Source organism: Agrobacterium sp. DKPNP3 (genome assembly GCF_052686535.1).
On the sequence record NZ_JBQYSN010000037.1, the window covers coordinates 35,549 to 41,788 of the forward strand.

Consider the following 6,240-nt stretch of genomic DNA (forward strand, 5'->3'; position numbering starts at 1 on the left):
AAGCCCGCCTGTTGAGCGGGCTTTCTGCTCTTTTGGATTAGAGGAAGGGGCGGTCCGGCATGTCATCGATGGAGATGACGCCATCCTTGTTCCGGTCGAGCCGCTCGAACATCTTTTCGCCGGCTGCGGTGAATTCCGCTTTGCTGACCTGACCGTTCTCGTCGGTATCGGCCCAGCGGATCATTCCCAAGCCGCCACCCTTGCCGCCGTGCCGGCCCCAGCCCTGATGACCGGAAAGGCCGCCGTGATCGCGCTCGGCGCGTTTACCCTCGCGGGCGTTGGCCTCATCCGCCTTGGCGTCTTCCCGCTCAGGGCGCGGGTTGGCGGCGCGGAAAGCTTCCATCTTCGCCTTGCGATATTCGCGCATTTCCTTTGGCGTAATCGAGCCGTCCTTGTCCTTGTCGATCTCAGCGAAAAGCGCATCCTGGCGGGCGACGAACTCTTCCTTCGTGATCTTGCCGTCCTTATTGGTATCGGCCACCTTCAAGAGGTGCACGAATGCCGCTTCCGGCCGGATCGGCATGCGATCCTTGTGGCCCTTGCCGGGCGCAGCAAAACTGGCCGTTGCGGCAGTGCTCAGCAAAAGGGCTGCGCCAAGAGCAGACAGGGCGATTTTGCGTGTGGTCATCGTCATTACCTTTCTTTGGTGTCCCTGAAGAAAAGATAATGACGTGCGGCAGGCCCCACCACTTAAACATCCGTAAGGTGGATGAAGCTTCGGTAATGTTGAAGGTTCAGCGAGCAATCGCCCTCATCAGGAAACCGGTAAGGTCGTCGGTAATGTAGTCGATATGCTCATCCGTCACGGCAGGAATTTCCCAGCGTTCCATGATGACGCCCTCGAGATTGGAGGGTACGAGCAGCACGGTCTTCATGCCGAGCGCCTTCGGAGCCGCCAGATTGCGCGGCAAATCCTCGAACATCGCAGCCTTTTTTGTATCCAGTTTCGTAAGCGCTGCGAATTTCTCATAGGTCGCACTTGCCGGCTTCGGCAGGTAGTCCGCGGCGACGATATCGAAGATGTCCTCGAAATGGTCGAGAATGCCGAGCGCACCGGCGGCGGCCTGCGCATGTTTGACGCTGCCATTGGTGAGGATGAACTTTCGGCCTGGCAGAGCCTTGATGGCTTCACCCAGTTCCGGATGTGGTTTCAGCGCCGAATAGTCGATGGCATGGGCACGTTCCAGAAACTCGTCGGGGCTGATACCATAATTGATCATCAAGCCCTGCAACGTCGTGCCATGGTCGTGATAATAACGCTTCTGCAAGACGCGGGCTTCTTCGGGGTCGAGCTTCAGGAGCTCGGCCACATAGGCCGTCATGTTGCGGTCGATCTGGGAAAACAGATTGACGTGATGCGGATAGAGCGTGTTGTCGAGATCGAAGACCCATTCGCTGACGTGGGCGAAATCGGCGGCGTCGGGCAGGTTTTTCGGCTTTGTATCCATGCGCTGCTTTATGCCTGTTTCAAATGCCGAAGAAAATCGAAAAAGGCGACGATTGCGCAGATAATCGCACTTGGCTGCGCGCTTGCGCGCATGGTACCGCCAAATCCATGGAACTCTGGATAGGCATTACATTCGCGAGCGCGTTCCTGCAGAACCTGCGCTCGACATTGCAAAAGCACCTGAAGGGCATGATGGGCACGACGGGCGCGACCTTTGTGCGCTTCGTGTTCGGCATGCCTTTCGCTCTCGCCTATCTTGCATTCCTGCATCTCGGGCTTGGCCGCCCGCTGCCGATGCCCAACATGTCGTTTGCCCTCTGGGCGACGGTCGGGGCCATGGCGCAGATCGCCGCCACATTCCTGCTGGTGCACCTGTTCTCTTTCCGCAATTTCGCAGTGGGAACGGCTTATTCACGCACGGAGCCGGCACAGGCGGCGCTGTTTGCTCTCATCTTCATCGGTGAAAGCGTCACGGGCGCTACATTGGCGGCGATAGCGATTTCGGTCGCCGGCGTCATGCTGATTTCCGTGGCGCGCACGGAAGTAACGCCAACATCTTTCCTCACCTCGATTTTTAGCCGAACGGCGGGTATTGGTCTTGCCTCGGGTGCCTTCTTCGGCCTGTCATCGGTCGCCTACCGATCGGCATCGCTGGCGCTTGCGCCGAGCCTGCCTGCCCCGGATGCGATGATGCAGGCGGGTTTCACCCTCGTCGTCGTCATCGTCATGCAAACGCTGTCGATGTTTCTCTGGATTCTCTGGCGAGAGCGGGAAGAATTGCGGAGCATCGTTAAGGTGTGGAAACCGTCGCTTGCGGTCGGTTTCGTGGGGGCCACGGCCTCATTCGGCTGGTTCACGGCGATGACCCTGCAGCAGGCTGCCGTGGTGAAGGCCCTGGCGCAGGTGGAGATGCTGTTCGCCTTCGCCTCTACCGTGCTGTTCTTCAAGGAGAAGATCAACCGGCTCGAACTCTCTGGCTGCCTGCTGATCGTGGTCGGGGTGCTTTCGCTTCTGGCATTCGGATGAATGCCTGTGTGGCGGACAGGTCAGCCATCCGCCACCTGAAGCACATCAGGGCACGATGAGCGTGCCGGCACCTTCGGTGAAGATTTCCAGAAGAACGGAGTGGGGCGTCTTGCCGTTCAGGATCACCACACCCTGAACGCCGGCCTTGATGGCGTCGATGCAGGTCTCGACCTTCGGGATCATGCCGCCGGAAATCGTGCCGTCCTTGATGAGGGCGCGTGCCTGCGAAACGGTGAGTTCCTTGATGAGTTCCTTGTTCTTGTCGAGAACGCCGGGAACATCCGTGAGAAACAACAGACGCGAGGCGTGAAGCGCACCGGCAATGGCGCCGGCAAATGTATCGGCGTTGATGTTGTAGGTTGCGCCATCGCGGCCGGGCGCGACGGGGGCGATGACCGGAATCATCTCCGATTTGGCAAGCAGATCGAGCAGGGTGCGGTCGACTTCCACGACTTCGCCGACAAAACCGAGGTCGAGCACGCGCTCAATGTTGCTGTCGGGGTCGATCACGGTCTTTTTTGCCTTTTCGGCGAAGACCATGTTGCCATCCTTACCGCACAGGCCGATAGCCCATTCGCCGGTCTGGTTGATGAGGGCGACGATTTCCTTGTTGATCGAGCCGGCCAGAACCATTTCAACGATCTCGACCGTCTTGGCGTCGGTAACGCGCAAGCCGCCCTCGAACTTCGATTCAATGCCCATCTTGCTCAGCATCGCACCGATCTGCGGACCGCCGCCATGCACGACGATGGGGTTGATGCCGGATTGCTTCAAAAGGGCGATGTCTTCCGCGAAAGCCTTTCCGAGCGTGGAATCACCCATGGCGTGACCGCCATATTTTACCACGATGGTCTTGTTTTCGTATTTCTGCATGAAAGGCAGAGCCTGTGCGAGCAGCCGCGCCTGAGTTTCGCTTTCGGAAGACGTCATCTAAAAACCTCGGTCTGTGGTTGCGGCCGTTGAAGCCTGTCACCGCTCTAAAGCAAGTTTTCAACGGATGAAATAACCTCCGGGCCTTATTGTGTCGCAGCGATCAAATTTCTTTTTTTAGTCTCCGAAGCATTGTTATGAGATTGACATAAACGGCCAATGGGACCAGCCTTGTAACGGAAGGGGAGGATCAATCAGGCCATGGTGCGTGCTTAACGTGCGGGTCTGAACGCGAGGAGATGTGAGCGACATGCCGGCACCCGATAAAGACAAGCAAAGCGGCTTACAGGACGAGGTTCTTGCCGGGAAATTTGTGTTGGGTGCCCTCCCGCCGGAAAATATGGCGGAACTGACCAAGCGGCTGAAGCGCGACCGTCAGTTCGCGGCAATGGTCAGGCGGTGGCGTGAAAATCTTGCGGAAACCGATCATCGTGAGAAGGCCGCGGTGGCAAGCCTGCTCCAGCGCAACCCGCTGGCCGAAGGTCTTCCCTTCAGGGGGCAGCCGCTGCGCACGGGGTCGCTGTTGGGAGCGATGCTCGTGGAAATCTGGAATTCTGTTCGCTTCTGGCGACTGCTGGCATTGACGGCGATGGTGTGGACCGCCGCTCTCCTTTTCACCATCGCCTGATCGCGACTGTTTCTAAAGGGAAATCGTTCTGACGATTTCCGCCCGCAGGCTGTCGAGGCCGACGGATTTTTCCGACGATGTGGCCAGAACCTCCGGATAGGCCGCCGGGCGCTTGCGGATTTTCTCCAGTGTCTCGTTGATCAGCCGAGGCACGCCAGCTTCCTTGATCTTGTCCGTCTTCGTCAGCACGATCTGGTAGGATACGGCCGCCTTGTCGAGGAGGGTCAGCACTTCCTCGTCATTTTTTTTCACGCCGTGGCGGGAATCGATCAGCACATAGACGCGCTTCAGTGTCGCCCGCCCGCGCAGATAATCGAAGACGAGCTTGGTCCAGGCATCGACCTGATCCTTGGGAGCCTGCGCGTAACCATAGCCGGGCATGTCGACCAGCGCCATTGGCGGCAGATCACCCGCTTCACCGGAATAACCGTCAGGAACGAAGTAGTTGAGTTCCTGAGTCCGTCCCGGCGTGTTGGAGGTGCGGGCAAGGCCCTTGTGACCCACCAGTGCGTTGATGAGCGAGGACTTGCCGACATTTGAACGACCGGCAAAAGCAATCTCCGGCGGCCCCTCGGGCGGCAGGAATTTCATCGCGGGAACGCCGCGAATGAAAATCCAGGGTCGCCCGAACAGGGGCTTTTCGGTTGCTGTGCCGGTGTCACTCATTTCGATTGCACCGGCTTTCGCTTGAACAGCCCCTTGAGATTGTCGAACAGTTCGATCTTGGCGCCGTGACGCTTCATGATGACGGCCTGCTGGCTGATGGAAAGCGTGTTGTTCCATGCCCAGTAGATGACCAGACCTGCCGGGAAGGAGGCCAGCATGAAGGTGAAGATCAGCGGCATCCAGGTGAAGATCATGGCCTGTGTCGGATCGGGCGGTGTCGGGTTCATGCGCATCTGCAGGAACATCGTGATGCCCATGATCAACGGCCAGACGCCGATCATCAGGAAGTGCGGCACGTCGTAGGGCAGAAGGCCGAACAGGTTGAACAGCGAGGTCGGATCCGGCGCGGAAAGGTCGTGGATCCAGCCGAAGAACGGTGCATGCCGCATTTCGATGGTGACGTAGATGACCTTGTAAAGCGCAAAGAAGACCGGGATCTGCAGCAGCATCGGCCAGCAGCCGGCAACCGGATTGATCTTCTCTTCCTTGTAGAGCTGCATCATCGCCTGTTGCATGGCCATGCGGTCATCGCCATGCTTGGCCTTCAGCTCTTCCATCTTCGGCTGCACGCGCTTCATGTTGGCCATGGAAGCGTATTGCTTGCTGGCAAGCGGGAAGAACAGCGCCTTGACGACGATGGTGGTGAGCAGGATGGCCACGCCGAAGTTGCCAAAATAACGGAAGAAGAAATCCATCAGTTTGAACATCGGCTTGGTGATGAAATAGAACCAGCCCCAGTCGATCAGAAGGTCGAACTTCGGAATGGCATAGGCCGTCTCGTAACCGTCAACCAGCGGAACTTCCTTGGCGCCGGCAAAGACCAGGCTTTTCAACTCGATGGACTGGCCCGGTTCAACCGTGAGCGCATCGCTCTTGAAGTCGGCCTGATAGCTCGGCTGATTGCCGGTAATGTGAGAATAACGCGTCTCGAACGGGGTCGTCTGCGGCGGAACGATGGCTGCGGCCCAGTATTTATCGGTGATGCCGAGCCAGCCGCCGGTGGCCTTCGCAACCGTCACCGGCGCTTCTTCGACGTCCTTGTATTTTTCTTCCGTCAGGCTGCCATCCTTGCCGGCCACGCCAAGGAAACCTTCATGGATGACGAAGACCGGGGGGACGGCAGGTTTGTTGTTGCGTGTCACACGACCGTAGCTGGCAAGCGAGATCGCAGCCTGTCCAGGGTTTTCCACCTTGTCGGCGACCGAGATCATGTAATGCTCGTCGATCGAAACCGTACGGGTGAAGATGACGCCCTTGGAATTGGTGTAGGTAAGCGTGACCGGCGTGGTCTCCGTCAGCTTGTCGCCGCTGGCGAGCGTCCAGACGGTGCTCGGACCGGGAACGCCGCCGACGTCCTGCGCCGCAACGTAACCGAGTTCGGTAAAGTAGCCGTCCTTGCTGTCCGCCGGCGAGAACAGCGTGATGATCGGGCTCGAGTCATCAACGGTCTCATGGTAATCCTTGAGCCGGATGTCATCGAAACGGGCGCCGGTGAGGTTGATGGAGCCGGCGATGGCATTGGTGTCGATCGCAACACGCTGGG

General features: G+C 58.5%; 7 protein-coding genes. 2 read left to right on the plus strand and 5 right to left on the minus strand.

From position 1 onward, the window contains the following. Window positions 1-37: 37 nt before the first annotated feature. Together ACUTJJ_RS12395 and ACUTJJ_RS12400 are read right to left on the minus strand one after the other, a co-directional pair. Window positions 38-634, minus strand: a complete 597-nt coding sequence (locus ACUTJJ_RS12395) for an EF-hand domain-containing protein (protein WP_445542365.1) — start codon at window positions 632-634, stop codon at window positions 38-40. A 100-nt stretch (window positions 635-734) separates the two neighbouring features. Continuing rightward, complete coding sequence (locus ACUTJJ_RS12400) at window positions 735-1,448, minus strand: pyrimidine 5'-nucleotidase (RefSeq protein WP_144576036.1); 714 nt, start codon at window positions 1,446-1,448, stop codon at window positions 735-737. A gap of 107 nt (window positions 1,449-1,555) precedes the next feature. On the opposite strand from ACUTJJ_RS12400, the gene ACUTJJ_RS12405 reads away from it, so the two are divergent. After that, window positions 1,556-2,473, plus strand: a complete 918-nt coding sequence (locus tag ACUTJJ_RS12405) for an EamA family transporter (RefSeq protein ID WP_445542368.1) — start codon at window positions 1,556-1,558, stop codon at window positions 2,471-2,473. Between the two features lie 45 nt (window positions 2,474-2,518). Here the strand turns inward: ACUTJJ_RS12405 and argB are convergent, their stop codons facing one another. Then, entirely contained in the window at window positions 2,519-3,403 is an 885-nt protein-coding gene (argB, locus tag ACUTJJ_RS12410; RefSeq protein WP_004439672.1) for an acetylglutamate kinase, read from the minus strand. A gap of 250 nt (window positions 3,404-3,653) precedes the next feature. Here argB and ACUTJJ_RS12415 point away from each other — a divergent pair, with 250 nt between their 5' ends. Next, a complete protein-coding gene (locus tag ACUTJJ_RS12415; protein ID WP_063949565.1) occupies window positions 3,654-4,031 on the plus strand; it encodes a hypothetical protein in 378 nt (125 codons plus the stop codon). Between the two features lie 12 nt (window positions 4,032-4,043). Here the strand turns inward: ACUTJJ_RS12415 and yihA are convergent, their stop codons facing one another. After that, window positions 4,044-4,697: a ribosome biogenesis GTP-binding protein YihA/YsxC gene (gene yihA, locus ACUTJJ_RS12420; protein WP_063949566.1), complete on the minus strand. Its 654-nt coding sequence runs from the start codon at window positions 4,695-4,697 to the stop codon at window positions 4,044-4,046. Then, on the minus strand, window positions 4,694-6,240 hold a 1,547-nt coding region (gene yidC / locus ACUTJJ_RS12425; RefSeq protein ID WP_445542366.1), incomplete at its 5' end, for a membrane protein insertase YidC. The genes yihA and yidC, both read right to left, overlap by 4 nt.

Bases quoted from the DNA above. Each gene is read 5' to 3' on its own strand.
- argB (WP_004439672.1), bottom strand. From the start codon at position 3,403: ATGACGTCTTCCGAAAGCGAAACTCAGGCGCGGCTGCTCGCACAGGCT.
- ACUTJJ_RS12395 (WP_445542365.1), bottom strand. From the start codon at position 634: ATGACGATGACCACACGCAAAATCGCCCTGTCTGCTCTTGGCGCAGCC.
- ACUTJJ_RS12405 (WP_445542368.1), top strand. From the start codon at position 1,556: ATGGAACTCTGGATAGGCATTACATTCGCGAGCGCGTTCCTGCAGAAC.
- ACUTJJ_RS12400 (WP_144576036.1), bottom strand. From the start codon at position 1,448: ATGGATACAAAGCCGAAAAACCTGCCCGACGCCGCCGATTTCGCCCAC.
- yihA (WP_063949566.1), bottom strand. From the start codon at position 4,697: ATGAGTGACACCGGCACAGCAACCGAAAAGCCCCTGTTCGGGCGACCC.
- ACUTJJ_RS12415 (WP_063949565.1), top strand. From the start codon at position 3,654: ATGCCGGCACCCGATAAAGACAAGCAAAGCGGCTTACAGGACGAGGTT.